Below are 26,499 nucleotides of genomic sequence, written 5' to 3' on the forward strand. Positions count from 1 at the left end.
CCTCAGAAAAATGAGCCTCCGACCCGGCTGCGGCTCATTTTTCTGAGGGTACGATCATAAAGCGATTCTTTCACGCTGAAGCGGGTCCGACTGGAAGTCGGAGGGTTTGCTCCACGGCGTGGATACTAAAAAAACTGCCGTTCAGCAGCCACCGGTCGATTTTTGCCGCCTGAATAAATTTTACCAATTGATAAAATTTTAAATCGTGGAATACTGCACTCAGCCATCCAATCCATGGAGACCGCCATGAGTGATACAGCGTTGACCCCCGGCATCCGTGCCGGTCGCCTTGATCCCGCAGAGCTTGCCGATAACTTCGCCGACCTGCACCCCGTGCTTGATGATCACGAAGCCCTTGTCGCGGCGGACCGCTGTTATTTCTGCCACGATGCGCCCTGCATCACCGCCTGCCCCACCGATATCGACATCCCGCTTTTCATCCGCCAGATCGCCACCGGCACGCCCGAGGCCGCGGCACGAACCATCCTCGACCAGAACATCCTTGGCGGCATGTGCGCCCGTGTCTGCCCGACCGAGACCCTGTGCGAACAGGCCTGTGTGCGAGAGGCCGCCGAAGGCAAGCCCGTTCTGATCGGACGCCTTCAGCGCTATGCCACCGACACCCTGATGGCGCATGGCACGCATCCGTTCGTGCGCGCCGCGCCCACCGGCAAATCGGTTGCGGTTGTCGGCGCCGGTCCCGCCGGTCTTGCCTGCGCGCACCGTCTGGCGATGCATGGCCATGACGTGACCCTCTATGACAGCCGCGACAAACCCGGTGGCCTGAACGAATTTGGCATCGCCGCCTATAAAAGCACCGACGATTTTGCCGCGAGAGAGGTCGACTGGCTTCTTCAGATCGGCGGCATCACTTTGCAGACCGGCAAACGGCTGGGTCGCGAACTATTGCTGAGTGATCTGCGCGACGCGCATGATGCCGTGTTTCTTGGCATAGGTCTTGGTGGCGTGAACGCGCTTGGGCTTGAGGGCGAAGACAGGGTGGGCATGCGCGACGCGGTCGATTTCATAGCCGAGCTGCGACAGGTCAGTGATCTTGCCACCCTGCCCATCGGGCGCGACGTGGTGGTGATCGGCGGCGGCATGACGGCGGTGGATGCTGCCGTACAGGCCCGTCTGTTGGGCGCGCTGAACGTCACCCTTGTCTATCGCCGGGGCCGCGAGCGGATGAATGCCAGCCGCTTCGAACAGGATCTTGCCGCCTCCAAGGGCGTGCGCATCATCACCAATGCCAGCCCGATTGCCGTGCATGGCAACGGCGCGGTCCGCGAGATTGAATTTGAATATACCGATGACGCGCTGACCGCGACCGGCCAGACCTTTCGCCTTGCCGCCGATCAGGTCTTCAAGGCCATCGGTCAGTCCCTTGAATGTGGCGACCTGCCCGATCTTGAAGGTCGCAAGATCGCCGTGACCGGCGCCGGGCGCACAAGCGCGCCGGGGGTCTGGGCGGGGGGTGATTGTGCCACGGGCGGTGATGACCTTACCGTGACGGCGGTGGCCCAGGGGCGCGATGCGGCGATGGATATTCATGCTACACTGCTCGGATAAACCACAATTGGCGAGGGCATCGGAATGAGCCTTACAGAAACAGATATCGCCCGGCACTATGGCAAGCGCGGGCTTTATGAACGGATCATCACCGGCTTGGCAGAGCTTGGTAAATCAGAGGAAAGTCTGACGCCCGAGGATCTGAAGGCGGTGGATGAGTTCCATATCGGCGGGATCGAGGCGACACGGGATCTGATGGCGCAGATCGATATCGGCCCGCAAAGCCGCGTTCTCGATATCGGCTCTGGCATCGGCGGTCCGGCGCGGCATATGGCCCACAGCCATGGCGCGGCCGTAACCGGGCTGGACCTGACCCCCGAATATGTGGAAACCGCGCGCAGATTGACAACACTGGTCGGGCTGAGCCCTGAATTTGTGGTCGGCAGCGCTCTGGACATGCCGTTTGACGACCGGAACTTTGATGTTGCGACCTTGATCCATGTGGGCATGAACCTGCCCGACAAGCCGAAACTCTTTTCCGAGGTGGCGCGCATCCTGCGACCCGGCGGCACCTTTGCTGTCTATGATGTGATGCAGCTCGGAGGCGCACATCCGGAGTTTCCCGTGCCCTGGGCAAGCTCCGCCGACACATCGTTTCTGGATGCACCGGAAACCTATCTTGCGGCCGCAGACAAGGTCGGCCTCACCTTGGTGGCGCAACGCGAGCGCGTCGCATTTGCCCGCGATTTCTTTGACCGCCTCTCGGCCAGCCTGCAGGGGGCAAGCCCGCCCCCTGTCGGGCTTGGCCTGCTGATGGGCGAGGACGCGCAATTGAAAATCCGGAATATGGTCAAATCCATAGGTGCCGGTGACATCGCACCCGTCGAAATGATCTTTCGCTTGCCCGGCTAAGCGGCAACCCCAACAGGGAAAGGAAACAGCCCAATGGCCAATCTCGAAACCACCTTTATCGGCATCAAATCCCCCAACCCGTTCTGGCTTGCCTCGGCGCCGCCAACGGACAAGGAATACAACGTCCACCGCGCGTTCGAGGCCGGCTGGGGCGGGGTCGTCTGGAAAACCCTGGGCGAGGCCGGGCCGCCGGTGGTCAACGTCAACGGCCCGCGGTACGGCGCAATCTACGGCGCGGATCGTCGTCTTTTGGGGCTCAATAATATTGAGCTGATCACCGATCGCCCGCTTGAAGTGAACCTTGAGGAAATGAAGCGGGTCAAGCGCGACTGGCCCGACCGCGCCCTCATTGCGTCGCTGATGGTCCCGGTCAATGAGGACGCCTGGAAAGACATCCTGCACCGGGTCGAGGATACCGGCTGTGACGGGGTCGAGCTCAATTTTGGTTGTCCGCACGGGATGAGCGAACGCGGCATGGGAAGTGCCGTGGGCCAGGTGCCCGAATACGTCGGCCAGGTGGCCCATTGGTGCAAGAAACACAGTGACCTGCCGGTGATCGTCAAGCTGACGCCGAACATCACCGACATCCGCAAACCCGCGCAGGCCGCCAAAAAGGGCGGCGCCGATGCGGTAAGTCTGATCAACACGATCAACTCGATCACGTCGGTCGATCTGGACCTGTTTGCGCCGGAACCCACGATCGACGGGCAAGGCGCGCATGGCGGATATTGCGGGCCGGCGGTGAAACCAATCGCGCTCAACATGGTGGCGGAAATCGCCCGTGATCCGGCAACGGCAGGCCTGCCGATCAGTGGCATCGGCGGGGTAACCACCTGGCGCGACGCGGCCGAATTCATGGCGCTTGGGGCGGGCAACGTTCAGGTCTGCACGGCGGCCATGACCTATGGCTTCAAGGTGGTGCAGGAGATGATGTCAGGCCTGTCGCAATATATGGACGAAAAGGGGTTTACGTCGACCGAGCAACTGATCGGGCGGGCCGTGCCGAATGTGGTGAACTGGCAGGATCTGAACCTCAACTACGTGGCCAAGGCCAAGATCAACCAACAGGACTGTATCAAATGCGGGCGGTGCTATGCGGCCTGTGAAGATACCTCGCATCAGGCAATTTCAATGTCCGAAGATCGCGTGTTCGAGGTCAAGGACGACGAATGCGTAGCCTGCAACCTTTGCGTCAATGTCTGCCCGGTTGAGGGGTGCATAACGATGGAACAAATGCCAGCGGGCGAGATTGATCCGCGTACCGGCAAGGTAGTACAAGAGGACTACACCAACTGGACAACCCACCCCAACAATCCGGGCGCCTGTGCCGCAGAGTGAGACCCAAGATTTTTCGTCGAAAAATCTCAATCCAAGAAAATTCGGCGAATTTTCTTGGTCCTAAAACAGGATACGGATGGGGCCAGAATGGCAGACCACGACAAACTGATCCGCCGTCTGAATCAGATGAAAGCCGCGACACTTGACCTCTTGCATAAAGCGGTCTCGGCCAACCTCGCGATCAACCCACGCGAGGGACCGTCGCACCACAGCGCCCTTTCGCGCCGATTTGGCGGAAAACAATTGAGCGATCCAGGGCTCATTCGGGGCATGGCGGGTCATCATGTTCATGCCCGGTATCCTGCCGATTCGAGGTTAATCCAAGCTTAAGGCCTCAGCAAACGGCGAAACATCATATCAAGATGCGCGCGCGCCCCGCCCTCTACATCTGCCTCTCCCATCAAAACTCGCACCTGTGCGGCGAAATCGGCATAATGCTGCGTCGTGGCCCAAATCGAAAATATCAGATGCCGCGCATCCATCTGCGCCAGCTTACCCGCCGCCATCCAGCCCTCGAACAGGGTTGAAGTTTCATCCACCAGCGGTTTCAGTCCCGCCTCAAGATGCGGCCCGATGCGCGGCGCGCCCTGAATGATCTCGTTGGCAAACAGGCGGCTTTCTCGGGGAAACTCTCGGCTCATCTCAAGCTTTCGATGCACATAGCGCAGGATTTCCTCAAGTGGGTCACCCTCAGGGTCAATCTCTCGCATGGGGGCCAGCCAGGTATCCATCAGCCCGTTCAAAAGCGTGATATGGATCTCTTCCTTGCCAGTGAAATAATAGAGGATATTGGGCTTGCTCAGCCCCGCACAGGTTGCGATCTGATCCAGCGTCGCCCCGCGATACCCATGCGTCGAGAACACCTCCAGCGCAGCATCGAGAATAAGCTTGCGATTGCGCTTTTGGATGCGGCTTGGCTTTCGGGTCGGGCTGGCGGTGTTCATCGGTTTCTCCGGCATGGTCCTGCCTAGCATGGGCCATTTCACGCGCCGGGGGAAGGCTGGGCGCCGATCCCCTTGAGGATAATGCCCTTGACCGTTTCCTTGGCCGCCGCCCATTGCACGTCGGACAGAGGGCGCCCCCCATTCAGGGTCTCGATCTGATGGCCGAAATCGGCATAATGCTGAGTCGTCGCCCAGAGCATGTACAAAAGATGGCGCGGATCGACCGCGTCCATTTTACCCTCGGCGATCCAGCGGCGGATCACATCCATACGCCCCTCGGTCCACTCCACCAGGGTCGTTTCAAGATAGTCCTGAATGACCGGCGCACGATGCATGACCTCGGACGCCCAAACCTTTGAACCCGCCGGATGACGGCGGCTGATTTCCATCTTGGCATCAATATATGCGCCCAAGCCCTCAACCGGGCCGGGGGCAGCGTCAAAGACATCCGCCGCCTTGAGCCAATCGAGAAAAATCGCCTGCACCACCTGCCGATAAAGCGATTCCTTGGTGGGGAAGTAATAATGAAGGTTGGCCTTGGGCAACCCGGCCATATCGGCGATCAACTGCATCGTGGCCCCGCCAAACCCGGCCTCTGCAAAGACTTTCTCGGCGGCCTCAAGAATAAGCCTTTCATTCTCTCGACGGATATCCTTGCGGCTCAGCGGGCGGGAAGACGCAGTCATCGCAGATCGCTTTCAGAAATTTCTTGACCAGTTGGTCAACCTATGATGCTCTTTTCTTGACCATACGGTCAGGAACCGCTCGATTGCAAGAGGCCGCTCATCGGCCCGCATGACCCGACACCCAGGAGATTTCAGATGGCAGCCCCCGGCGAGAACCTCAAGATCAACCCAGATCGCCTTTGGGATAGCCTGATGGAGATGGCCAAGATCGGCCCCGGCGTGGCGGGCGGCAACAACCGCCAGACGCTGACCGATGAAGACGGCGAAGGGCGCAAGCTATTCCAGTCCTGGTGCGAGGATGCGGGCCTTGCCATGGGGCTGGACAGCATGGGCAACATGTTTGCCCGGCGAGAGGGAACCGACAAGGACGCACTCCCGGTTTATGTCGGTTCCCACCTCGACACCCAACCGACGGGCGGCAAATACGACGGCGTGCTTGGCGTGCTTGGGGGGCTTGAGATCATCCGCACGATGAATGACCTTGGCATCAAGACCAAACACCCCATCGTCGTGACCAACTGGACCAACGAAGAGGGCACGCGCTTTGCCCCGGCGATGCTTGCCTCGGGGGTTTTTGCCGGGGTCCACGCCCAGGACTGGGCCGAGGACCGCACCGATGCCGAAGGCACCCGCTTTGGCGACGAGCTTGACCGGATCGGCTGGCGCGGAGACGAACCCGTGGGCGCACGCAAGATGCACGCGTTCTTCGAACTGCATATCGAACAGGGCCCCATTCTTGAGGCCGAAGGCAAGGACATCGGCGTGGTCACCCATGGCCAGGGCCTTAGCTGGACCCAGGTCACGATCGAAGGCAATGCCAGCCATACCGGATCAACCCCGATGCCAATGCGCAAGAACGCCGGGCTTGGCATGGCGCGGGTGCTGGAACTTGTCGAACAGATCGCCCTGTCCCACGCCCCCGATGCGGTGGGCGCGGCAGGGCATATCGACATCTTCCCCAACTCGCGCAACGTGATCCCCGGCAAGGCGGTGTTTACCGTCGATTTCCGTTCGCCCGACAAGGCGGTGATCGAGGAGATGGAAAAAATGCTGCGCATGGGGGCATCCGATATCTGTGGCCAGATGGGCCTTAGCATCGCCTTTGAAAAGGTCGGCGGATTTGATCCGGTGACCTTTGACGAGGGCTGTGTTGCGGCCGTGCGGGGCGCCGCCGAACGGCTGGGCTATTCCCACCGCGATCTGATCTCGGGCGCCGGCCACGACGCCTGCTGGATCAACCGGGTGGCGCCGACGGCTATGGTGATGTGCCCCTGTGTGGACGGGTTGTCGCACAACGAGGCGGAAGAGATTTCGCGGGAATGGGCGGCTGCGGGAACCGATGTTCTGATGCATGCGGCGTTGGAGACTGCGGAGGTGGTGGAATAATCGGGGGCGCTGCCCCCGTCGCGCAAGCGCGACTCCCCCGGGATATTTCCAGCAAGAAGAAACGCAAAGACGATCTATGACAAACGGAGACATGACATGACCAAAGTCATCAAGAACGGCACTGTCTGCACGGCGGATCGCACGTGGAAGGCCGATGTTCTGATCGAAGGCGAAACGATCAAGCAGATCGGCGAAGACCTCAAGGGCGATGAGTATATCGACGCCGAGGGCGCCTATGTCATCCCCGGCGGGATTGATCCGCATACCCATCTGGAAATGCCCTTTATGGGCACCACTGCCGCCGAGACGTTCGAGACCGGCACATGGGCCGCGGCTTGTGGTGGCACCACGATGCTGGTGGATTTCTGCCTGCCCGGCGCCGACGGCTCGATCAAGAACGCGATCAATGAATGGCACCGCAAGAGCGCGCCGCAGATTTGCAGCGATATCGGCTATCACATGGCGATCACCGGCTGGAATGAGAACGTGTTTTCCGAAATGGAAGATGCGGTCAAGATGGGCGTGAATTCGTTCAAGCATTTCATGGCCTACAAAGGCGCCTTGATGATCGAGGACGATGAGATGTTCGCCAGCTTCAAGCGCTGTGCGGAACTTGGTGCGCTGCCGATGGTGCATGCCGAGAATGGTGATCTTGTCGCCGAGATGCAGCAGAAATATTTCGATCAGGGCATCACCGGGCCAGAGGGGCACGCGTACTCGCGCCCGCCAGAATTTGAGGGCGAGGCCGCCAATCGCGCGATCTGTATTGCCGATGCGGCGGGGGTGCCTTTGTACATCGTGCATGTCAGCTGTGAGCAGGCGCATGAAGCAATCCGGCGCGCGCGGCAAAAGGGGATGCGGGTCTACGGCGAGCCGTTGATTCAGTTTCTGACGCTGGATGAGAGCGAGTATTTCAACAAGGATTGGGACCATGCCGCGCGCCGTGTGATGTCGCCGCCGTTCCGCAACAAGGCGCATCAGGATAGCCTCTGGGCCGGGCTGCAATCGGGGTCTTTACAGGTCGTGGCGACCGATCACGCCGCCTTTTCCACCGCGCAGAAACGTGCCGGACGCGATGATTTCCGCATCATCCCCAATGGGTCAAACGGGGTGGAGGAACGCCTTGCCATGCTCTGGACCCAAGGCGTGGAAACCGGCCGCCTGACCCCTAATGAATTCGTCGCGGCGACCAGCACGAATGTGGCCAAGATATTGAATATATACCCGAAAAAGGGCGCGATCGTCGAAGGGGCCGATGCCGATATCGTGATCTGGGACCCGAAAATCACCAAAACGATTAGCGCCTCGAACCACCACTCTATCCTTGATTACAATGTGTTCGAGGGCTTCGAGGTCAAGGCGCAAAGCCGCTATACCCTGAGCCGTGGCGAGGTGATCTGGGCCTGGGGTCAAAACTCGCAGCCGCAACCGGGTCGCGGCCGGTTCGTGCCCCGCCCGGCCTTTCCATCGGCGCACGAGGCGCTCAGCAAATGGAAGGCGCTGACCGCCCCCAAGATGATCCAGCGCGACCCGCTGAACATTCCGGCAGGTATCTAAAAATGACGCCTCCCCTGCCGCCTTGGGCGGAGGATGGCTTGACAAAGACAAGGCAGCACGGCGCAGTAGAGACGGGCAAGCGGGGGATGAAGTTTGACCAGTGACACGGTGATCAGCGCAAGGGATTTGTCGCTGACGTTCCAGACAAATGACGGGCCGGTGCATGCGCTCAAGGATGTAAACCTTGAGGTGCAGAAAGGCGATTTCGTAAGTTTCATCGGTCCCTCGGGCTGTGGCAAAACCACCTTTCTGCGGGTGATGGCCGATCTCGAACACCCCACAGACGGGCAAATCACCGTGAATGGCATCAGCCCCGAAGACGCCCGCAAGGCGCGCGCCTATGGCTATGTGTTTCAGGCGGCGGGGCTTTATCCCTGGCGCACGATTGGCGGCAACATCCGCCTGCCGCTCGAGATCATGGGCTATGCCAAGGCCGATCAGGACACGCGGGTGCAGCGCGTTCTTGAACTGGTTGATCTGGCAGGGTTTGAAAAGAAATTCCCGTGGCAACTGTCGGGTGGCATGCAGCAGCGCGCCAGCATCGCCCGCGCCCTCGCGTTTGACGCCGATCTTTTGTTGATGGACGAACCCTTTGGCGCGCTGGATGAAATCGTGCGTGACCACCTCAACGAACAGCTTTTGGAGCTGTGGAAACGGACCAGCAAGACCATCTGCTTTGTCACCCACTCGATCCCCGAGGCGGTCTATCTGTCCACCAAAATCGTGGTCATGTCACCGCGCCCCGGCCGGATCACCGATGTCATCGAAAGCCCGCTGCCGCGCGATCGCCCGTTGGACATCCGCGACACGCCTGAATTCCTCGAGGTTGCGCATCGCGTGCGCGAGGGTCTGAGAGCAGGGCATGGCGATGCGGTATAAAGGAACTCTCTTGGCAAGTGCCCCCTCCCGTATGACGGGGAGAGGGGCTTTCACCGTTCACGGCCATCGGCTCTCCAGCCTGTTCCGCTTTTATACAAAACCCCAAAATCCTTTCATCGTTCTTAAAATACTCAAAAAATTCGCTCGATCCCGCCCGTGGGATTTGAGTATTTTTGGAACAGTGAAAGCAGGGGCGACATGATGCGAAATCTTGTGCCTATTCTCACGGTAGTCGCGACGTTGTTTGTGCTCTGGTACAGCGCGGCGATAGCCCTTAACGCGCCTTGGGCGCGGGATCAGGCGGCACGCGCGGGGCAAGAGCTTGGATTTAGCGCGCTGGTGGCAGAGACCTGGTCACAAGACAAGCCAAAGCTGCCTGCGCCGCATCAAGTGGCGGCTGAAATCTGGAAGACAACCGGCGCGATGGTTCTGGCGGGGCGTGGGTTTTCAAAGCGCTCCCTGTTTTATCACAGCTGGATCACCTTTAGTGCAACAGCACTCGGCTTCGTGCTTGGCACCGCGCTTGGCGTCTCGCTTGCGATCGGGATTGTCTATAATCGCACCATGGATATGAGTGTGATGCCCTGGGTCATTGCCAGCCAGACCATTCCCATTCTGGCAATTGCACCGATGATCATCGTGGTGCTGAATGCGGTCGGCATTTCGGGGCTTTTGCCCAAGGCGATGATCTCGATGTATCTGTCGTTTTTTCCTGTGGTCGTTGGCATGGTCAAGGGGTTGCGCAGCCCGGGCGCCATGCAGGTTGATCAGATGCGCACCTGGAATGCGAGCCCGGCCCAGACATTCTGGCGGCTGCGCCTGCCCTCCTCGATGCCCTATCTCTTTACCTCGCTCAAGATCGGCATGGCCGCGAGCCTTGTGGGCGCCATTGTCGGCGAATTGCCCACCGGTGCGGTCGCCGGGCTTGGCGCGCGTCTGCTGGCCGGGAGCTATTATGGCCAGACCATCCAGATCTGGAGCGCGTTGATCATGGCCGCCACTCTGGCCGCGGCGCTGGTGGGGATCATTGGGCTTGTTCAGCGTATCACCCTAAAGCGTATGGGGATGTCATGATGGGTTGGCTTGTGTTCGGAGCCGTTGTCTGGGCGGCAGGCTGGTGGATCAATTCCCGCCTGTCGCACCGCCCGAAAACACGCCTCACCTCCTTGCTGGTGCCGGTGATCTTTGGCCTGACGCTGGTCGTGATCTGGGAAAGCCTTGTGCGCGGGCTTGATATCTCGCCGATCCTTCTTCCGCCGCCCACGGCGATTGCGGCGACCTTTGCCAAATCCACCGATATCCTGTGGCAGGATTTCGTGCAGACCGCCCTTAAGGGCGCGCTGTCGGGCTATGTCATCGGCTGTGGCGCGGCGTTTTTGATCGCGGTTGCGATTGACCGCTTTCCCTTTCTGCAACGTGGGTTGTTGCCGGTTGGCAATTTCGTCGCCGCCTTGCCGATCATCGGCATGGCGCCGATCCTTGTGATGTGGTTCGGCTTTGACTGGCAATCCAAGGCCGCCGTCGTGGTGGTCATGGTGTTTTTCCCGATGCTGGTGAACACCGTACAGGGCCTTCAGGACACAGATGCCATGCAACGCGACCTGATGCGGACCTATGCGGCGGGCTATTGGAAAACCCTCCTGAAGCTGCGCCTGCCGGCCGCGATGCCGTTCATCTTTAATGGGCTGAAGATTGCAACCACGCTGGCCTTGATCGGCGCGATCGTGGCAGAGTTCTTTGGCTCGCCCATCAAGGGCATGGGCTTTCGCATTTCCACCTCGGTGGGCCAGCTTGCGCTTGATCTGGTGTGGGCGGAAATCGTCGTCGCGGCGATTGTCGGCTCGGGATTTTACGGCGCTATGGCGCTTATCGAAAAGGCGGTGACCTTTTGGCACCCCTCACAAAGAGGCCGGACATAAGGCTGACACTTAAAAAAGGGAGACGACCGATGAAGACGTTTTTGACAGGCCTGGGTCTTGCAGCGCTGACCAGCGTTGCGGGCATGGCGCAGGCGGCGGATGATCTGACGCTACAGCTCAAGTGGGTCACACAGGCCCAGTTCGCGGGCTATTACGTGGCGCAGGACAAGGGGTTTTACGGTGACGAAGACCTGAATGTCACGATCAAGCCGGGCGGCCCGGATATCGCCCCGACCCAGGTGATTGCCGGCGGTGGTGCCGATGTCACCGTAGAATGGATGCCAGCCGCCCTGTCGGCGCGTGAAAAGGGCCTGCCGCTGGTCAATATCGCCCAGCCGTTCAAATCTTCGGGCATGATGCTGACCTGTCTCAAGGAAAGTGGCGTGACCGGGCCGACGGATTTTCCGGGGCGCACCCTTGGGGTCTGGTTCTTTGGCAATGAATTCCCGTTCCTGTCCTGGATGAGCCAGCTTGGCATTCCGACCACCGGCGGCGCGGATGGTGTGACCGTTCTCAAGCAGGGCTTCAACGTTGATCCACTGTTGCAGAAACAGGCCGATTGCATTTCGACCATGACCTACAATGAATACTGGCAGGTGATTGATGCCGGAATCAGCGCCGATCAGCTTATCACCTTCAAATACGAGGATCAGGGCGTCGCCACGCTGGAAGACGGGCTTTACGTGCTTGAGGACAAGCTGAACGATCCCGCCGAGGTCGACAAGCTTACGCGCTTTGTGCGGGCCTCGATGAAGGGCTGGAAATGGGCCGAGGAAAACCCGGAAGAGGCGGCGATGATCGTACTGGATAACGACGCCACCGGGGCACAGACTGAAAGCCATCAGATTCGCATGATGGGTGAAGTGGCCAAGCTGACCTCAGGCAGCAACGGCGCGCTTGATCCGGCGGATTTTGAACGCACGGTGCAATCACTTTTGTCCGGCGGCTCTGATCCGGTGATCAGCACACACCCCGGCGACGCGGCCTGGACGCATGTCATTTCCGACGCCGCGCTGAAATAGGACAGGCGAAAAATCAGACAGATTGGCCCGGGCTTCACGACCCGGGCCTTTTTTCGATTGGCGTGAGGGTAGCCGCCCGCGCTACGATCATCTTGGGGATGGGCCCGCGTTGACCACAACATATTGCAGAAGGCGCCTGCAAAACTTCGAAAAACCTATTATAAATGAATACTTTAAAAGAAATGACAGCTGTGTTATCCTCAAAGGCATAAATAAATGCCAGTCGAATAATCGGCGGCGCGAGGCAGAAAAAGAGCAGTTCTATGAAAGCACGGGGCAAACAGCCGGTCCGTTGGGGTCTGTTGGTGTTGGCAAGCATTTGGATGCTGGTCGTTGTGCCGCTAAGCGCCATGGCGGCGCCCTATGCGGCGATGGTGATAGATGCGCGCAGCGGTAAGGTGCTGCATGCACGCAATGCCGATGTCCGGCTTCATCCTGCCTCGCTCACCAAGATGATGACGCTTTATATCGTGTTCGAGGCCGTCCAGAATGGTGAGATCAGTCTTGACGACAAGGTCCGCATTTCAGCCCATGCCGCAAGCGAGCCGCCCAGCAAACTTGGCCTGCGCGCCGGTCAGACAATTGCACTTCGCTACCTTGTGCGCGCCGCGGCGGTCAAGTCGGCCAATGATGCCGCCACCGCCCTTGGCGAGGCGATCGAGGGATCAGAGGCACAGTTTGCCCGCAGGATGAATCGCACCGCCAAGGCGCTTGGCATGACCCGCACCACCTTCAAGAATGCGCATGGCCTGACCGAAAGCGGGCATTTGTCGACCGCCCACGACATGACCCTTCTGGGGCGCAGCCTGTTTTACGACTATCCGCAGTATTACAACCTGTTTTCGCGCATCACCGCAGATGCCGGCGTGCGCTCGGTCCGGCACACCAACCGCCGCATGCTCGAAAACTATCGCGGCGCCGATGGCATCAAGACCGGCTATACCCGCGCGGCGGGGTTTAACCTTGTGGCCAGTGCCGAGCGCGGCGGCGAACGGATCATTGCGACCGTCTTTGGCGGTCAATCCACGGCCTCGCGCAATGCCAAGGTTGCCGAACTTCTGGACCTCGGCTTTCGCAAAGCGCCAAGCCGAGTCGCGGTGAACCGCCCCGCACGTCCGCCCTACAAGGGCAAGATCGGAAGCGGCGCAACGGTGATGATCGCCAAAGGTCAGGATCGCCCCGCATTGGCCGCCAAGACCGTGCGCCTTGCCGGTGCCGCCGCCGTACGCAAAAGCCTTCGGCCCAAGTCGCGCCCGGCCCCCGAGGCGCCGGTGCTCTTGGCCGTCAAGGAAGATATAGAACGCGCGCTTGTGGTCGCACAGCAGGTTGCCGAGGCCGAGGTGATCCCCGCAGGAAGCGTCGCCACCACGCCAACGCTCACCGCCGCAGTCACCCCGAAGGTTCGCCCCGAACCGCGCCCCGAGAATATCGTGCTGGCAAGCGCGCCCTCTGGCGATCCGATTCAAGAGGTGGTGATGCGTGTCTCAACCTCTGGCGGGCGCCATTGGGGGATCAACGTGGGCCGCTATCCGAGCCAGTATAAGGCGCGCCAAATCCTGTTGAAGACAGCCCTGAATGAAATGAGCACGCTGGACGGCTCGCTTCGCAAGGTCGTCAAGCGCCCTACCGGGTTTGATGCGAATTTCATGGGCCTGACCCGCGAAAGCGCCGATCTGGCCTGTCGCCGGTTGCAGGCGAAAAAGATCACCTGCTTCATGATCGGGCCGGGCTGAGGTTAGGGTCGGATTGGGGGCGCTGCCCCCAAAGCCCCCGGGATATTTTCAGCAAGAAGAAACGCCTATTGAGCTTTGATGCAAGTCCGGTGGTGTGTCGCGCACGCAAGAGCGCGACAAGCCGATCGCGTCAGGGCTTGGGATGATCATCCCATTCATCCGAGAGAATGCGGCGGCTGTCGCCTTCGGGATCGTCATATTGGTTCGATCTCACCGTGTAGATAAAAGCGACAAGCCCGACACCCCCAAGCACCAGAGAAATCGGAATGAGATAGGTCAGGATGTTCATCGGCCTTACCTCAGTCTCAAGGCGTTGAGCGAAACCGTGATCGAGCTCAGCGACATGGCAAGCGCCGCGATCAGCGGTGTGGCGAGGCCAGCCACCGCCAGGGGCACCGCGATCACATTGTAAATCGTGGCGATCCGAAAGTTTTCGCGGATGCGCCGCGTGGCCGATTGCGCCGTCTCGCAAGCCGTTGCAATCGGCGCAAGGTCATTGCCCAAAAGAACGATATCGCTGGCGACCCGCGCCGCATCAAGCGCGGTGGCGGGCGAGATCGACACATGCGCCGCCGCCAGAGCCGCCGTATCGTTAAGCCCGTCGCCGACCATCAGAACATGCGCGCCTTCACTGCTCAGCGCCTGAATTCGAGCGGATTTATCAGCAGGCAGAGCCTCGGCCATCCATTGCGGAATGCCAAGGCGCGTGGCCTGGGCCTCGACCGCCGGGGTGGTGTCGCCCGACATCAGGATCACGGTCTTGCCGCTGGATTTGAGCGCCTCGACCGCCTCGGCGGCACCGGGGCGCAGGTTGTCGGCAAAGACAAAAGCCACCGGCGCCTGATCCCCGATCTTGAGGAAACTGGCGGTTTCGGCCAGAGGCGCGGCCCCGGTCCAGCTTGCGCGGCCAAGCCGTACCTCTTGCCCGTTCAGCAGCGCGCGGGTGCCATAACCCGGCACCTCGGTCACGTCGCTCAGCTCAGAAGCGGCAAAGCCGGCGTCCCGCGCCGCCGCTGTGATCGCCCGCGCCAACGGGTGCGAAGAGCCCTCAGCAAGCGCAAGCGCGCATTCCACCGCCGCGCGCGGCAGCCCCGCCAGATTGGTCAACTGCGGCGTCCCAGTGGTTAGCGTGCCGGTCTTGTCAAACACCACGGTGTCGACCTGCGCCAAGCGCTCAAGCGCAGTTTCGTGCTTGATCAGCATACCGCGCCGAAACAGCCGCCCCGAGGCCGCCGTTGTCACCGCAGGCACCGCAAGCCCAAGCGCACAGGGGCAGGTGATGATCAAAACGGCAGCGGCAATGTTAAGCGCCGTGCGCATGTCCCACGTGTAAAGATACCAGCCGACAAAGCTGAGGGCCGACAGGATATGCACCCCCGGCGCATAAAGCTTGGCCGCCTTATCCGCCAAAGAGGTATAGCGCGAGCGCCCCGATTCAGCGATCGCCACAAGATCGGCCATCCGGTGAAGCGATGTATCCGCCCCCACCGCCGTCGCGCGAATGGTCAGCGGCCCGGTCAGGTTGACCTCGCCCGCCGAGACCACCTGCCCCTCGCCTGCGAACACAGGCAGGGTTTCACCGGTCAGCAAAGAGCGGTCAAGTTCAGAGGTGCCATTTACGATCTCGCCATCCACCGGCATCCGCCCGCCGGGGCGCACCAGAATCAGATCACCAACCCGAAGCTCGGCAATGTTCACCTGTTCCTCGACCCCGTCGCGCAGACGCGTGGCGCGTGGCACCTCAAGCGCGGTAAGTTCTTCGGCGGCAGAGCGGGCAATCGCGCGGGTGCGGTGATCAAGATAGCGCCCCGCCAAAAGGAAAAACGTCAGAGCAAGTGCGGCGTCGAAATAGGCATGTTCGCCCGACAGGACCGTTTCCCAGAGCGATGTGAAAATCGCCAGCACAATCGCCAGCGTGATCGGCACATCCATATTAAGCCGCCCCTTGGACAGGGCCGCCCAGGCGTTGCGGAAAAATGGCTGGCCCGAAAACGCAATCGCCGGAAGGGTGATCGCCGCCGAAATCCAGTGGAACATGTCGCGCGTGGCGTCCTCCGCCCCCGACCAGACCGAGACCGACAAGAGCATCACATTCATGCTGGCAAAGCCCGCCACCGCCAGCCGCATCAAAAGATCACGCCCGGCGCGGTCGGTTGCCGTCGCTCCAAGCGATGCACCGTCAAGCTCGTGCGCCTCAAAACCAAGCCCCTCGACGAGGGCGCGCAATTCCTCGGCGCTGACCTCGGGGGCCGCATCAATGCTGGCGCGCTTAAGCGTCAGGTTCACCCGTGCCGAGCGCACACCGGGATGCGCGTTCAGCCCGCGTTCGATCTTGGAAATGCAGGCAGAGCAATGAATCGTCGGCAACGACAGCGCAATCTGTGTCGGCTTTAACGCCCGCTCGGCCAAGGCCTCGGCCGCCGGGGCGGCGGCACAGGCCGGACAGGCCGAAGGCGAAGGACGCATGGTGGCGGTCATCGCGGGCTATTCCTTGTGCAAAATGACGCGCTGTTGAAAGAGCGTGCCATCCTCAGAGGTGGCTTTCATCCGGATATTCCAATTGCCATCACCAAGGTCGACAGGCGCGGTATAGGCCTGCCCATCAAAGTGAAAATCGGGGGTTTGATCGTCAAAGATATGCGTCGCGCGCCCCACGGTGGCCTCAAGGCTCGCGACCTCGACCGGCTTGCCGGCATCATCGGTGATATGCAGCAGCAGCGTGCCATCGGCATGATCCGCCTCGATATGCCAGCCAAGCCCCTCTTGCGCGGCCTTGCGCACATTGAACTCCTGACTTGCGACATAGGAATTCTTGACCTCAAGCCCCGGAAAGGTGGTGACGGCCGAATAGGCCAGCACCAGATTGACCCCGATAATCACCCCGAATGCGGCGGCAAAACCAAAGAAGACGTGCCGCCCGGTTATCTTGCGTTCAGCCATCAGTTATCCCTTCCGTTAAACACGGTGTCCTTATAGGCGCGATCGCCGTTCAGCGTGTCCTCGATCCACAGGCGCACGTCGCTGCGCTCGACCTGTGCGGCATCCGATCCCGGCGCGGCCACAAGGTAAACCCGCTGAAGACGCATCGAATCCGCAGGCACAGTGATCGACGAATAAGGCGTGCCCTCAAGCGACAGGCGGATTGCCGGATCGCCGCTGACCGTCAGATTAAAGCGCCGGTCCTCGCCATGTTTGTTGCGCAGACGCACCTCATAGGTGTTGCGGATCGCACCGTCTGACAACATCACATAGGTCGGATTGCGCACCGGGGCCACCGTCATGTCGATATCCGAGCGAATGAACAGCGCGAACATCAGACCAAAGCCCACAAGCGCCCAAAGCGCCGTGTACATGATCGTGCGCGGGCGCAGGATATGCTTGAGGATCGGCTTGGGCGGCTTACCGGCGCGTTCGTTCTCCTCATCGGTCAGCGCCATGTAATCAATCAAACCACGCGGCTTGCCGATCTTGGCCATGATATCGTCACAGGCATCAATGCACAGCGCGCAGGTGATGCACTCAAGCTGCTGCCCGTCGCGGATATCAATGCCCACCGGGCAGACGTTCACGCAGGCCATGCAATCAATGCAATCGCCCTGCGGCGCGCCATCCTCAGCCTCTTGGGAATGCTTGCGCGGTTCGCCACGCCAGTCGCGATAGCCGACGACAAGGCTGTCTTCATCAAGCATCGCGGCCTGAATACGCGGCCAGGGGCAGGCATAGATACAGATCTGTTCGCGGGCGAACCCGCCGAAGAAAAACGTCGTGCCGGTCAGGGTGGCGATGGTCGTATAAGCGACCGGATGGGCGTTGAGCGTGACCAGATCAACCAGAAGCGTCGGCGCATCGGTGAAATAAAACACCCAGGCCCCGCCGGTGGCGAGGCCGATCAAAAGCCAACTGATCCATTTGGTCAGCCTGAGGCGAACCTTGCGGACATCCAGTTTCTTTTGGCGATGCAGACGCAGGCGGGCGTTGCGATCGCCCTCAATCCAGCGTTCGACCAGAATGAAAAGGTCGGTCCAGACGGTCTGCGGGCAGGCATAGCCGCACCACACCCGGCCAAGTGCCGAGGTGAACAGGAAGAGGCCCAAGCCCGCCATGACGAGCAGACCGGCGATAAAGTAGAACTCATGCGGCCAGATCTCGATCCAGAAGAAAAAGAACCGCCGACTTGCAAGATCAATCAGCACCGCCTGATCCGGCAGGCTTGGCCCGCGATCCCAGCGGATCCAGGGCGTGACATAGTAAATGCCAAGCGTGACGATCATGATCGCCCACTTCAGATTGCGGAACTTGCCATAAACCTTGCGCGGGAAAATGGGCTCGTGGGCCGCATAAAGGGGCTGGGGGGCATCGGGCTGGGAATCGGCCACGGACTCACTCCGTTATAAGGGTTTCGCCCGTCTTTTCGCAGGACAGACTCGTGGTAACATTGACCTGTGTCAAATTCTGAATCTAGAACTGACCTATTAACAACTCTGCATCAGTTTCGCCTGTTTTTTCAACCATGTTGCAAAGGCTTTGGCCGAGGCGCGCATGACCCCCGGTCGGGTCACGATATAATATCCGGCGTCGTCCGGTTCCTCGAACAAAAGCACCAAGCGCCCTGCGGCGATATCCTGTTTCACCCATTCGCGCACCGTCACGGCCACGCCCTGACCATTGCGCAACCCGTCCAGCAAAAGATTGCCCGGCACCTGAACAAGCCCCGCCGCGCGCGCTTCGCTTACCCCGCGCCGACGCAGCCAGTCGCTCGATTCATTGGTGCCGAATTCCTGAAGCCACGGCAGGTGCACAAGGTCGGCGGGACAGGTGATTTGCATCCCTTCGACAAGGCTTGGGGCGGCAACCGCCACCAGCGAGGAGCGAAACAGCAATTCGGCCTCAAGCCCCGGCCAATCACCGGTGCCATAACGCAGGGCGACATCAATGCCGCCCGGTTCAAGCGTGACCATGTTAGGCGTGGGGTCGATCATGATGTCGATCTGTGGGTGTGCCTGTCGAAACGCGCTCAGGCAGGGCATCAGCCATTGCGCGGCAAAGCCCGGCGTTGTCGAAACCTGCAAGGGGCGATCCGCATCCGCGCCAGTCAGCGCCTCGATGGCGCGCCCAATCGTGCCGAACCCAAGATGAAGCGCATCGGCCAACTGCTGCCCTTCGGTGGTCAGCACAAGCTGGCGCCCCGAGCGGTCGACAAGGGCGACGCCAAGGTGGGTTTCAAGCTGTTTGACCTGCTGGCTTATCGCCGCGTGGCTAACGTTGAGGCGCGCGCCCGCCGCCACCGTCGCACCGGTCTCGGCTAGGGCCGAAAAAGCGCGTAGCGCCGTCAGAGGCGGCAGGGAAAGCCAATCAGTCATGTTAGGCCACCTTACATATCTGAATTTTTCCAGACTCGCGTGAAATGGTCGGTTTTTCCATATTGGACACATAGAAGCACGATCAGGAAGGACAAGGAAATGTTCAATATCTTCGCAAATACTTTCAGGAATGCCACCCGCCTTGGCAATCACAGCGAGGCGCGCCACCACCATGCGGGGCGCGCCCATTGGCCGCCCGCGGAACGCTTTGATGCCCGCTCGGGCGCAGAGATCGAGGCGCATCTTCATGCCCGCCGTCGTGACTGAGCGGCGCGCAGGGGCCAGCCGCGGGCCATGGCGCGGTGGGCGGTGGGCCGCTCATCCGCCCTTACAGGCGGCCTCGCGCAGAGCGCACAAAAAAGGCCCCGCATTGGGACCCGAGGATTGACAGCACCTGATCTTTTGGCGGTTGAATGGCACCGGCCGTTCCAGGAAACGCGCGAACAGGACGGAATGACCGATGCCGACCCCGGGCCACCTGCGCAAACAGGTCGCCCGGGGTATTCTTTTGCGGGCTTACTCGCCGCCGCCCAACTGATGGACGTAGACCGCAACCGCGCGCACTTCGGCCTCGGAGAGGCGGGTGTTCCACGGCGGCATCACGCCATAGCGGCTATTGGTGACGGTTTCCTTGATCGTCGCAAAGTCACCGCCATAAAGCCAGATCGCATCCGCGAGGTTGGGCGCGCCCTGAAAGATATCGCCCTGCGCCTGCTCGCCGTGACAAGCGGCACAGTTCTCCATGAAGACCGTCTGACCGTCGGCCACAAGGCTTGCGTCCTGCGGCGTGCCGGACAGCGACATCACGTAGTTGGCGACCTGATCAATTTGCGGGGTTTCCAGAATCTCGCCAAAGGCGGGCATCTGGGAAAAACGCGCATCGTCGTCGACCTCGTTGCGGATACCATGGGCAATCGTGGTGTGGATATCGTCGATTGTTCCACCCCAAAGCCAGTCGTTGTCCAAGAGGTTGGGATAGCCTTTGGCCCCCGCCGCGCCGGACCCGTGGCACTGGGCGCACCAGGTTTTGAACACCGCCGCCCCTGCCGATGTGGCATAGGCCTGCAATTCGGGCGTCTGCGAGATCGCCTCAAGCTCGGCCGAGGCCAGCTTGGCGTTGATCTCGGCGTTGGCGGCCTCGGCCTCGGCCAGCTCCACCGCGACATTGGCCCGCGTCGACCAGCCCTTGTAGCCAGCCGTCGCGCCTTCGATCATCGGCCAGGCCGGATAGGCGATCACATACCAAAGCCCCCAGACGATACAGGCATAGAACGTCCACAGCCACCAGCGCGGCAGGGGATTGTTATATTCCTCGATACCATCCCATTGATGGCCGGTGGTCTCGACCTCGGGTTTCTTGTTGGGTTTTTTTGCCATGTCTCTCACGCCTCCTTGGCGTCAGCCTCGCGGCGCGCGGCCGCGGGTTTGTCATCATGCCGAAAGGGAATGCCAGCCGGATCGTCATAGGCCTTGGAAGAGCCTGGGCGAAACACCCAGACCACCATGCCAACAAAGAACGCGAACAACAGCAGCAACATCCAGCTATCGGCAAATTCACGCAGCAGGGAATAGGTTTCCATTGTGTCACCCCTCCCTTAGCGGCTTGCGTCAGGCGTGAAGGTCGAAAAATCAACCAGCGTGCCCAGCATTTGCAGATAAGCGATCAGCGCGTCAGCCTCGGAAATCCCGGCCTGCCCGTCAAAGTTACGGACCTGCGCATTGGGATAGCGCGCCAGCAAGCCGTCGGTATCACCGAAGGGATCAACCTGAACCTTGAAATCGGCCTTGGCATTTTCGATCATCTCGTCGGAATACGGCACCCCGACAAGCGCATGCGTCGCCAAAAGCTCTTCGATATGCTCGGGCTCGATCATGCGGTTTTCAAGAAAGCCATACTTGGGCATCACCGATTCCGGCACAACCGATTGCGGGCTGCGCAGGTGATCGACATGCCATTCATCCGAATAGCGGCCGCCAACACGGGCCAGATCCGGTCCGGTACGTTTGGAGCCCCACTGGAACGGGTGGTCGTATTTGGATTCCGCCGCAAGGCTATAGTGGCCATAGCGTTCGACCTCGTCGCGCATCGGGCGGATCATCTGGCTATGACAGACATAACAGCCTTCGCGCAGATAGATGTCGCGCCCGGTCAGTTCCAGCGGGGAATAGGGGCGCATGCCCTCGACATCCTCGATGGTGTTTTCAAGCCAGAACAGCGGGGCGATCTGAACGATCCCCCCGATGGTGACCACGAGGAAGGCAAAGACCGCCAAAAGCGTGACGTTCTTTTCCAGGACTGCGTGTTTATCAAGAATTCCCATCTTTCCGGCCCTCCTTATTCAGCCGGAACTGTGGAGTTCGTGGCCTCAACGGCCGGCGAACGTTTCACAGTCATCCAGAGGTTATAGCACATGACAATCGCACCAGAGAGGAACATGACCCCACCCAGACCGCGCACCACATACATCGGCAGCTTGGCCGCCACAGTGTCGGCAAACGAGTTCACGAGGAAACCGTTGGCATCGACTTCGCGCCACATCAGGCCTTCCATAATCCCGGTCACCCACATCGAGGCGGCGTAGAGAATGATGCCAATCGTCGCGAGCCAGAAGTGCCAGCTGACAAGGCTGAGCGAATAAAGCCGCTCACGGTTCCAGAGCTTGGGCACAAGGAAGTAGAGCGCGCCAAAGGTGATCATCCCGTTCCAGCCAAGCGCACCGGAATGCACGTGCCCGATGGTCCAGTCGGTGTAATGGCTGAGCGAGTTGACCGCGCGGATCGACATCATCGGCCCTTCAAAGGTCGACATGCCGTAGAACCCGATCGAGATCACCATCATCCGGATCACCGGATCGGTGCGCAGCTTGTCCCAGGCCCCCGAAAGCGTCATCAGACCGTTGATCATCCCGCCCCATGAGGGCATCCAGAGAATGATCGAGAACACCATGCCAAGCGTCGCCGCCCAATCGGGCAGAGCCGTGTAATGCAAGTGGTGCGGACCGGCCCAGATATAGATGAAGATCAGCGCCCAGAAGTGGATGATCGACAGTTTATAGCTGTACACCGGGCGTTCGGCCTGTTTCGGCACGAAATAGTACATCATTCCAAGGAAACCCGCGGTCAGGAAGAAGCCCACCGCGTTATGGCCGTACCACCACTGTACCATGGCATCCTGCACGCCGCTGAACACCTGCACCGATTTCGACCCGAAGATCGACACCGGAATGCTAAGGTTGTTCACCACATGAAGCATCGCCACCGTGATGATGAACGACAAATAGAACCAGTTGGCCACATAGATATGCGGCTCTTTGCGCTTGACGATGGTGCCGAGGAAAACCGCCAGATAGGCCAGCCAGACAACTGTCAGCCACAGATCGACGTACCATTCCGGCTCGGCGTATTCCTTGGATTGCGTGGCGCCCAGAAGGTATCCGGTCGCGGCCAGCACGATCACAAGCTGATAGCCCCAGAACACGAACCACGCCAGATTGCCGCCCCAGAGCCGCGCCGCGCTTGTGCGCTGGACGACATAAAATGAGGTCGCGATCAAAGCGTTGCCGCCAAAGGCGAAAATCACCGCGCTGGTGTGCAGCGGGCGCAAGCGTCCGAAATTGGCAAATCCTTGAGCCCATTCAAAATTAAGCCCCGGAAAGGCCAGCTGAAAGGCAATAAATGTGCCCGCCAGAAAACCGACAACCCCCCAGAGGGCGGTGGCTATTACCCCGGCGCGGATGACCCCGTCGAAGTATTCCCCCGACAGGTCAACATCCCTGGTCGGTTCATCGGTATGGCGCAGCGTCCATAGAAATAGGCCCCCGGCCACAAGCGCGATTGTCAGCGCGTTGACCAAATAGGCCAGATCGCGCGCATAATTGGCCGCGATCAGCGCAAAAAGCGTGATCAGGCCAAGCACGATCAGCTTGATATAGTTCGTCATAATGCGTCCCTTCGTCCTTATTCCGCGCGATTCGAACTGTCCCGCGCGGGCGCGTTTAGACTGATGCCGTAATGCGAGCATAGCAGTCGCGATACCTTGATCTGTGTCAAACCCATTCATTCCTTTGATTGATTAGCATCAAAGCGGACACCTGCGCATGATGCATATGCTCAATTGATGCGCGACCCCGAGCAAAGGAATGCAAAAATGACCTATAACACCCTGTTTTCGGTTCTGACGGATGAAGCCCTGGTGGAAGAAACCATGGCCCATGCGATTGCCACGGCCGAAGTTCACGACGCACATCTTGATGTGCTCTGTCTTGGCGTGGATCGCAGCCAGGCCGGTTACTACTACGCCGGCGCCAGCGCCATTGTGCTTCAGGAAACCATCGCCCGCGCCCAGGAAGAGGCCGAGGCGATCGAGGCCAAGGTGCGCAACGTTCTGGGCACCACCGCCCTGCGCTGGAGTTGTGAAGGCGGCGTGGCGCAGCTTGCCGATCTGGGGCGGCACGTGGCGATGCGCGCGCGGTTCTCCGATCTTGTGGTTCTGCCCCAGCCTTATGGCGAAGGCCGCGGCGCGGAACTTGAACCCGTGACCGAGGCCGCTCTGTTTGATGGCGCCACCCCGGTTCTTGTGGCTCCTGCGGGCAGCACGCCGGTGACACGCCCCAAACGCATCCTTGTCGCCTGGAACGAAAGCAGCGAGGCCCTTGGCGCGGTTCGCGCCGCGCTGCCGCTGCTGACCGGGGCGGATGTGGTGCATGTGGTGATCATCGACCCGCCAACCCATGGGCCGAACCGCTCTGATCCCGGTGGTCTGTTGTCGCAATATCTGGCCCGCCATGGTGTCACCGTCGAGGTTGATGTTCTGTCCAAGACCCTGCCTCGGGTGTCGGATGTGCTCTTGCGTCACGCAGGCGACATGAATGCCGATATGGTCGTGATGGGCGCCTATGGTCATTCGCGGTTCCGTGAGGCCATCTTTGGTGGCGCCACACGCTATATGCTGGAACAAAGTAAAGTTCCGGTTCTCATGTCACACTAAATCCGGTTCGGGTGGCGGTCCGGTGACCCGCCGCCGCCCGCATCGCCCCCTCAGGCGAGCATGCCACCGTCACTGTCGTCGCCCGCCTCATCCAGCAGACGGTTGAAATCGTGAATGGTGATACGACGTTTGCCCTCTAGCGTAATCACCGCGTCCTTTTTGAGCGCCGAGACCTGACGGCTGACCGTTTCCAGCGTCAGGCCAAGATAATCGGCCATCGCCTCGCGGGTCAGGGGCAATTCAAAGGTGATCGGCCCCTGTATCCCGGCCATGTTCAGCGTGGCATCGCGCCGCGCGATGATCGCCAGAAGCGAGGCAATCTTTTCGCGCGCGGTCTTGCGGCCCAGCACCAGCATCCATTCGCGCGCGGCATCAAGCTCGTCCAACGTCATCTCAAGCAGGCGCTGCGCGATATGCGGCGTCTCGGTCATCATCGCCTCGAACGGTTTCTTGCGAAAACAGCACATCACCATGTCGGTGACCGCAACCACGTCATAGGCGGCGCTGTCGCGTCCGGGGCGGCCCACGAAATCGCTGGGGAGCAACAGGCCAACCATCTGGGTGCGCCCGTCTTCCATGGTCTGGGTAAGGGTGGCGATGCCCGACACGACCGAGCCGACGAAATCCATCTTGTCGCCAGACCAGATCACGGTCTGGCCGGCCTCGTAATTGCGGTAATACTTGATCTGATCCAGCCGCTCCAACTCGTCCGACTCGCAGCGCGCGCAAACCGCCCGGTGGCGGATCGGGCAGTCTCCGCATTGGCGCGAGGTGATTGAGGGATCATTCATCAGCATGAAACGGTCACTTTTTTGTGGTTTGATCTGGGTCAAAGTCATGGCCAGCTATCACGCCTAACCCTATGCGCATGGATACGAAAACTCAACTGGGCAAACTTGGTCTCTTTGACGCCAAAGTGCCGCGCTATACAAGCTATCCCACGGCCCCGCATTTCAATGGCGGCGTTGGAGCGGATGATTTTTCAAGCTGGATCAAGGCGATCCCCGAGAACGGCGAAATATCGCTCTACGTGCATGTGCCGTTTTGCAGGCGTTTGTGCTGGTTCTGTGCCTGCCGCACCCAGGGCACCCAGACCGACAAGCCCGTGGTTGCCTATCTCGAGACGCTGAAGGCCGAACTTGCCATGCTGGGCAAGCTTTTGCCCAAGGGCGTCCGATTGTCACGCCTGCATTGGGGCGGCGGTACCCCGACGCTTTTATCGCCCGGCATGATCGACGAATTGGCCGGTGCGATTCGCGCCATCGCGCCCTTCACCGACAAGACCGAGTTTTCAGTCGAGATCGACCCGAACGAAGTGGATGGTCCCCGGCTTGACGCGCTTGCCGCAGCCGGTATGAACCGCGCCTCAATCGGGGTGCAGGATTTTGACGAGAAGATCCAGCAAAGCATCGGCCGGTTGCAAAGCTATGACATCACCCGGCACGCCGCCGATGAAATCAGAAGCCGCGGCGTCAGGAGCCTGAATGCCGACATCCTTTATGGCCTGCCGCATCAGACCAATGCGCGCATCACCGAAAGCGTGCAAAAGCTTCTGTCGCTCAATCCCGACCGCGTGGCGCTTTATGGCTATGCCCATGTGCCGTGGATGGCCAAGCGCCAGCAGATGATCCCCTCGGAGGCCCTGCCAACCCCGCAAGAGCGGCTGGAGCTGTTTGAAACCGCCCGCAAGCTGTTTCTCTGGGACAATTACGCCGAAATCGGGATCGACCATTTCGCCACACCCGATGACGGGCTTGCCATTGCGCAAAAAGCCGGACGGCTGCGGCGCAATTTCCAGGGCTATACCGATGACACATCCGATGTGTTGATCGGCGTCGGGGCTTCGTCGATCTCTCGCTTTCCTCAGGGCTATGCGCAGAATGCGCCCGCCACCGGGGCCCATACCGGCGCCATCCGCGAGGGCCGTTTTTCGGTCACACGCGGCCACCGCTTTAGCGCAGACGACAAGATGCGCGGCCGCATGATCGAGGCGCTGATGTGCGATTTCCGGATTGATGCGGATGAGATTACGCAGTCATTCGACATTGCCCCTGCGGCGCTCGCCGCGATGCTGCAAGAGGTCAGCGAGGCCTTTCCAGGCCTGCTTCGCACCGATCAGGGCGGGCTGTTCGTTCCGCCTGCGGCGCGCCCGCTGACCCGGATGATCGCGCGTCACCTTGATGCCTATGCAATGGATGCCGAGGGCCATAGTTCGGCGATTTGAACCCGCCGCTCATCCGACCTTGCGGTCGGCGGCGCGACGCAGC

Annotated in this window: 26 protein-coding genes; 14 read left to right on the plus strand and 12 right to left on the minus strand. The window is 60.4% G+C overall.

Going from position 1 to position 26,499, the window contains the following annotated elements:
* The first annotated feature begins 246 nt into the window (after positions 1 to 246).
* From ROG8370_RS14690 to ROG8370_RS20625, 4 genes are all read left to right on the plus strand, one after another.
* Positions 247 to 1,569, plus strand: a complete 1,323-nt coding sequence (locus ROG8370_RS14690; RefSeq protein WP_085827964.1) for an NAD(P)-dependent oxidoreductase — start codon at positions 247 to 249, stop codon at positions 1,567 to 1,569.
* Between the two features lie 24 nt (positions 1,570 to 1,593).
* On the plus strand, positions 1,594 to 2,421 hold the full coding sequence (locus ROG8370_RS14695) for a class I SAM-dependent methyltransferase (protein WP_085827933.1): 828 nt from the start codon (positions 1,594 to 1,596) through the stop codon (positions 2,419 to 2,421).
* Positions 2,422 to 2,454: 33 nt separating this feature from the next.
* Complete coding sequence (preA, locus tag ROG8370_RS14700) at positions 2,455 to 3,759, plus strand: NAD-dependent dihydropyrimidine dehydrogenase subunit PreA (RefSeq protein WP_085827934.1); 1,305 nt, start codon at positions 2,455 to 2,457, stop codon at positions 3,757 to 3,759.
* Between the two features lie 87 nt (positions 3,760 to 3,846).
* A complete protein-coding gene (locus ROG8370_RS20625; RefSeq protein WP_170925258.1) occupies positions 3,847 to 4,089 on the plus strand; it encodes a hypothetical protein in 243 nt (80 codons plus the stop codon).
* On the opposite strand, the gene ROG8370_RS14710 is transcribed toward ROG8370_RS20625, so the two are convergent.
* Positions 4,086 to 4,718, minus strand: coding sequence for a TetR family transcriptional regulator C-terminal domain-containing protein (locus ROG8370_RS14710; protein ID WP_085827936.1), 633 nt, complete (start codon positions 4,716 to 4,718; stop codon positions 4,086 to 4,088). The genes ROG8370_RS20625 and ROG8370_RS14710 overlap by 4 nt on opposite strands.
* Positions 4,719 to 4,741: 23 nt before the next feature.
* Positions 4,742 to 5,389, minus strand: coding sequence for a TetR/AcrR family transcriptional regulator (locus tag ROG8370_RS14715; RefSeq protein WP_085827937.1), 648 nt, complete (start codon positions 5,387 to 5,389; stop codon positions 4,742 to 4,744).
* 135 nt (positions 5,390 to 5,524) lie between these two features.
* Here ROG8370_RS14715 and ROG8370_RS14720 point away from each other — a divergent pair, with 135 nt between their 5' ends.
* The 7 genes from ROG8370_RS14720 (at position 5,525) to ROG8370_RS14750 (ending at position 13,885) form a co-directional block, all read left to right on the plus strand.
* Positions 5,525 to 6,775, plus strand: a complete 1,251-nt coding sequence (locus ROG8370_RS14720; protein ID WP_085827938.1) for a Zn-dependent hydrolase — start codon at positions 5,525 to 5,527, stop codon at positions 6,773 to 6,775.
* 96 nt (positions 6,776 to 6,871) lie between these two features.
* Complete coding sequence (gene hydA / locus ROG8370_RS14725) at positions 6,872 to 8,332, plus strand: dihydropyrimidinase (RefSeq protein WP_085827939.1); 1,461 nt, start codon at positions 6,872 to 6,874, stop codon at positions 8,330 to 8,332.
* Between the two features lie 93 nt (positions 8,333 to 8,425).
* A complete protein-coding gene (locus ROG8370_RS14730) occupies positions 8,426 to 9,211 on the plus strand; it encodes an ABC transporter ATP-binding protein (protein WP_085827940.1) in 786 nt (261 codons plus the stop codon).
* Between the two features lie 198 nt (positions 9,212 to 9,409).
* Positions 9,410 to 10,285, plus strand: coding sequence for an ABC transporter permease (locus ROG8370_RS14735; RefSeq protein WP_085827941.1), 876 nt, complete (start codon positions 9,410 to 9,412; stop codon positions 10,283 to 10,285).
* The gene (locus tag ROG8370_RS14740) at positions 10,285 to 11,130 is read left to right on the plus strand and encodes an ABC transporter permease (RefSeq protein ID WP_085827965.1); all 846 of its coding nucleotides are present in this window, start codon (positions 10,285 to 10,287) and stop codon (positions 11,128 to 11,130) included. Before ROG8370_RS14735 ends, ROG8370_RS14740 begins: the two co-directional genes overlap by 1 nt.
* A gap of 29 nt (positions 11,131 to 11,159) precedes the next feature.
* Positions 11,160 to 12,152, plus strand: coding sequence for an ABC transporter substrate-binding protein (locus tag ROG8370_RS14745; RefSeq protein WP_245827413.1), 993 nt, complete (start codon positions 11,160 to 11,162; stop codon positions 12,150 to 12,152).
* A 263-nt stretch (positions 12,153 to 12,415) separates the two neighbouring features.
* On the plus strand, positions 12,416 to 13,885 hold the full coding sequence (locus ROG8370_RS14750) for a D-alanyl-D-alanine carboxypeptidase family protein (protein ID WP_085827942.1): 1,470 nt from the start codon (positions 12,416 to 12,418) through the stop codon (positions 13,883 to 13,885).
* 130 nt (positions 13,886 to 14,015) lie between these two features.
* Here ROG8370_RS14750 and ccoS read toward each other — a convergent pair whose 3' ends face one another.
* The 5 genes from ccoS to ROG8370_RS14775 form a co-directional block, all read right to left on the minus strand.
* The gene (gene ccoS, locus ROG8370_RS14755) at positions 14,016 to 14,174 is read right to left on the minus strand and encodes a cbb3-type cytochrome oxidase assembly protein CcoS (RefSeq protein WP_085827943.1); all 159 of its coding nucleotides are present in this window, start codon (positions 14,172 to 14,174) and stop codon (positions 14,016 to 14,018) included.
* 5 nt (positions 14,175 to 14,179) lie between these two features.
* Entirely contained in the window at positions 14,180 to 16,363 is a 2,184-nt protein-coding gene (locus tag ROG8370_RS14760) for a heavy metal translocating P-type ATPase (protein WP_085827944.1), read from the minus strand.
* Between the two features lie 6 nt (positions 16,364 to 16,369).
* Entirely contained in the window at positions 16,370 to 16,825 is a 456-nt protein-coding gene (locus ROG8370_RS14765) for a FixH family protein (protein WP_170925259.1), read from the minus strand.
* Positions 16,825 to 18,261, minus strand: a complete 1,437-nt coding sequence (ccoG, locus tag ROG8370_RS14770; RefSeq protein WP_085827946.1) for a cytochrome c oxidase accessory protein CcoG — start codon at positions 18,259 to 18,261, stop codon at positions 16,825 to 16,827. The genes ROG8370_RS14765 and ccoG overlap by 1 nt, the downstream gene beginning before the upstream one ends.
* Before the next feature lie 96 nt (positions 18,262 to 18,357).
* Positions 18,358 to 19,245 carry a LysR family transcriptional regulator gene (locus ROG8370_RS14775; RefSeq protein WP_085827947.1) on the minus strand — a complete coding sequence of 296 codons (888 nt, stop codon included), beginning with the start codon at positions 19,243 to 19,245 and terminating at the stop codon, positions 18,358 to 18,360.
* A 99-nt stretch (positions 19,246 to 19,344) separates the two neighbouring features.
* On the opposite strand from ROG8370_RS14775, the gene ROG8370_RS20630 reads away from it, so the two are divergent.
* A complete protein-coding gene (locus tag ROG8370_RS20630) occupies positions 19,345 to 19,512 on the plus strand; it encodes a hypothetical protein (protein ID WP_170865073.1) in 168 nt (55 codons plus the stop codon).
* Between the two features lie 249 nt (positions 19,513 to 19,761).
* On the opposite strand, the gene ccoP is transcribed toward ROG8370_RS20630, so the two are convergent.
* Genes ccoP through ccoN form a run of 4 tightly spaced genes read right to left on the minus strand, consistent with a single transcriptional unit; the run spans position 19,762 to position 23,185 of the window.
* Positions 19,762 to 20,622, minus strand: a complete 861-nt coding sequence (gene ccoP / locus ROG8370_RS14780) for a cytochrome-c oxidase, cbb3-type subunit III (protein ID WP_085827948.1) — start codon at positions 20,620 to 20,622, stop codon at positions 19,762 to 19,764.
* Positions 20,623 to 20,627: 5 nt separating this feature from the next.
* Positions 20,628 to 20,825 (minus strand): cbb3-type cytochrome c oxidase subunit 3, encoded by a 198-nt coding sequence (locus ROG8370_RS14785; protein WP_085827949.1) that lies wholly within the window; start codon positions 20,823 to 20,825, stop codon positions 20,628 to 20,630.
* Positions 20,826 to 20,840: 15 nt separating this feature from the next.
* Positions 20,841 to 21,566 carry a cytochrome-c oxidase, cbb3-type subunit II gene (ccoO, locus tag ROG8370_RS14790; RefSeq protein WP_085827950.1) on the minus strand — a complete coding sequence of 242 codons (726 nt, stop codon included), beginning with the start codon at positions 21,564 to 21,566 and terminating at the stop codon, positions 20,841 to 20,843.
* A gap of 14 nt (positions 21,567 to 21,580) precedes the next feature.
* A complete protein-coding gene (gene ccoN / locus ROG8370_RS14795) occupies positions 21,581 to 23,185 on the minus strand; it encodes a cytochrome-c oxidase, cbb3-type subunit I (protein WP_085827951.1) in 1,605 nt (534 codons plus the stop codon).
* A 207-nt stretch (positions 23,186 to 23,392) separates the two neighbouring features.
* On the opposite strand from ccoN, the gene ROG8370_RS14800 reads away from it, so the two are divergent.
* Positions 23,393 to 24,232, plus strand: a complete 840-nt coding sequence (locus tag ROG8370_RS14800) for a universal stress protein (protein ID WP_085827967.1) — start codon at positions 23,393 to 23,395, stop codon at positions 24,230 to 24,232.
* 50 nt (positions 24,233 to 24,282) lie between these two features.
* Here ROG8370_RS14800 and fnrL read toward each other — a convergent pair whose 3' ends face one another.
* Complete coding sequence (gene fnrL, locus ROG8370_RS14805) at positions 24,283 to 25,023, minus strand: transcriptional regulator FnrL (protein ID WP_139838175.1); 741 nt, start codon at positions 25,021 to 25,023, stop codon at positions 24,283 to 24,285.
* A 77-nt stretch (positions 25,024 to 25,100) separates the two neighbouring features.
* On the opposite strand from fnrL, the gene hemN reads away from it, so the two are divergent.
* On the plus strand, positions 25,101 to 26,456 hold the full coding sequence (gene hemN, locus ROG8370_RS14810; protein ID WP_085827952.1) for an oxygen-independent coproporphyrinogen III oxidase: 1,356 nt from the start codon (positions 25,101 to 25,103) through the stop codon (positions 26,454 to 26,456).
* Positions 26,457 to 26,499 lie beyond the last annotated feature (43 nt).

The sequence above is a fragment of the Roseovarius gaetbuli genome (assembly GCF_900172365.1).
Classification (GTDB): Bacteria; Pseudomonadota; Alphaproteobacteria; order Rhodobacterales; family Rhodobacteraceae; genus Roseovarius; species Roseovarius gaetbuli.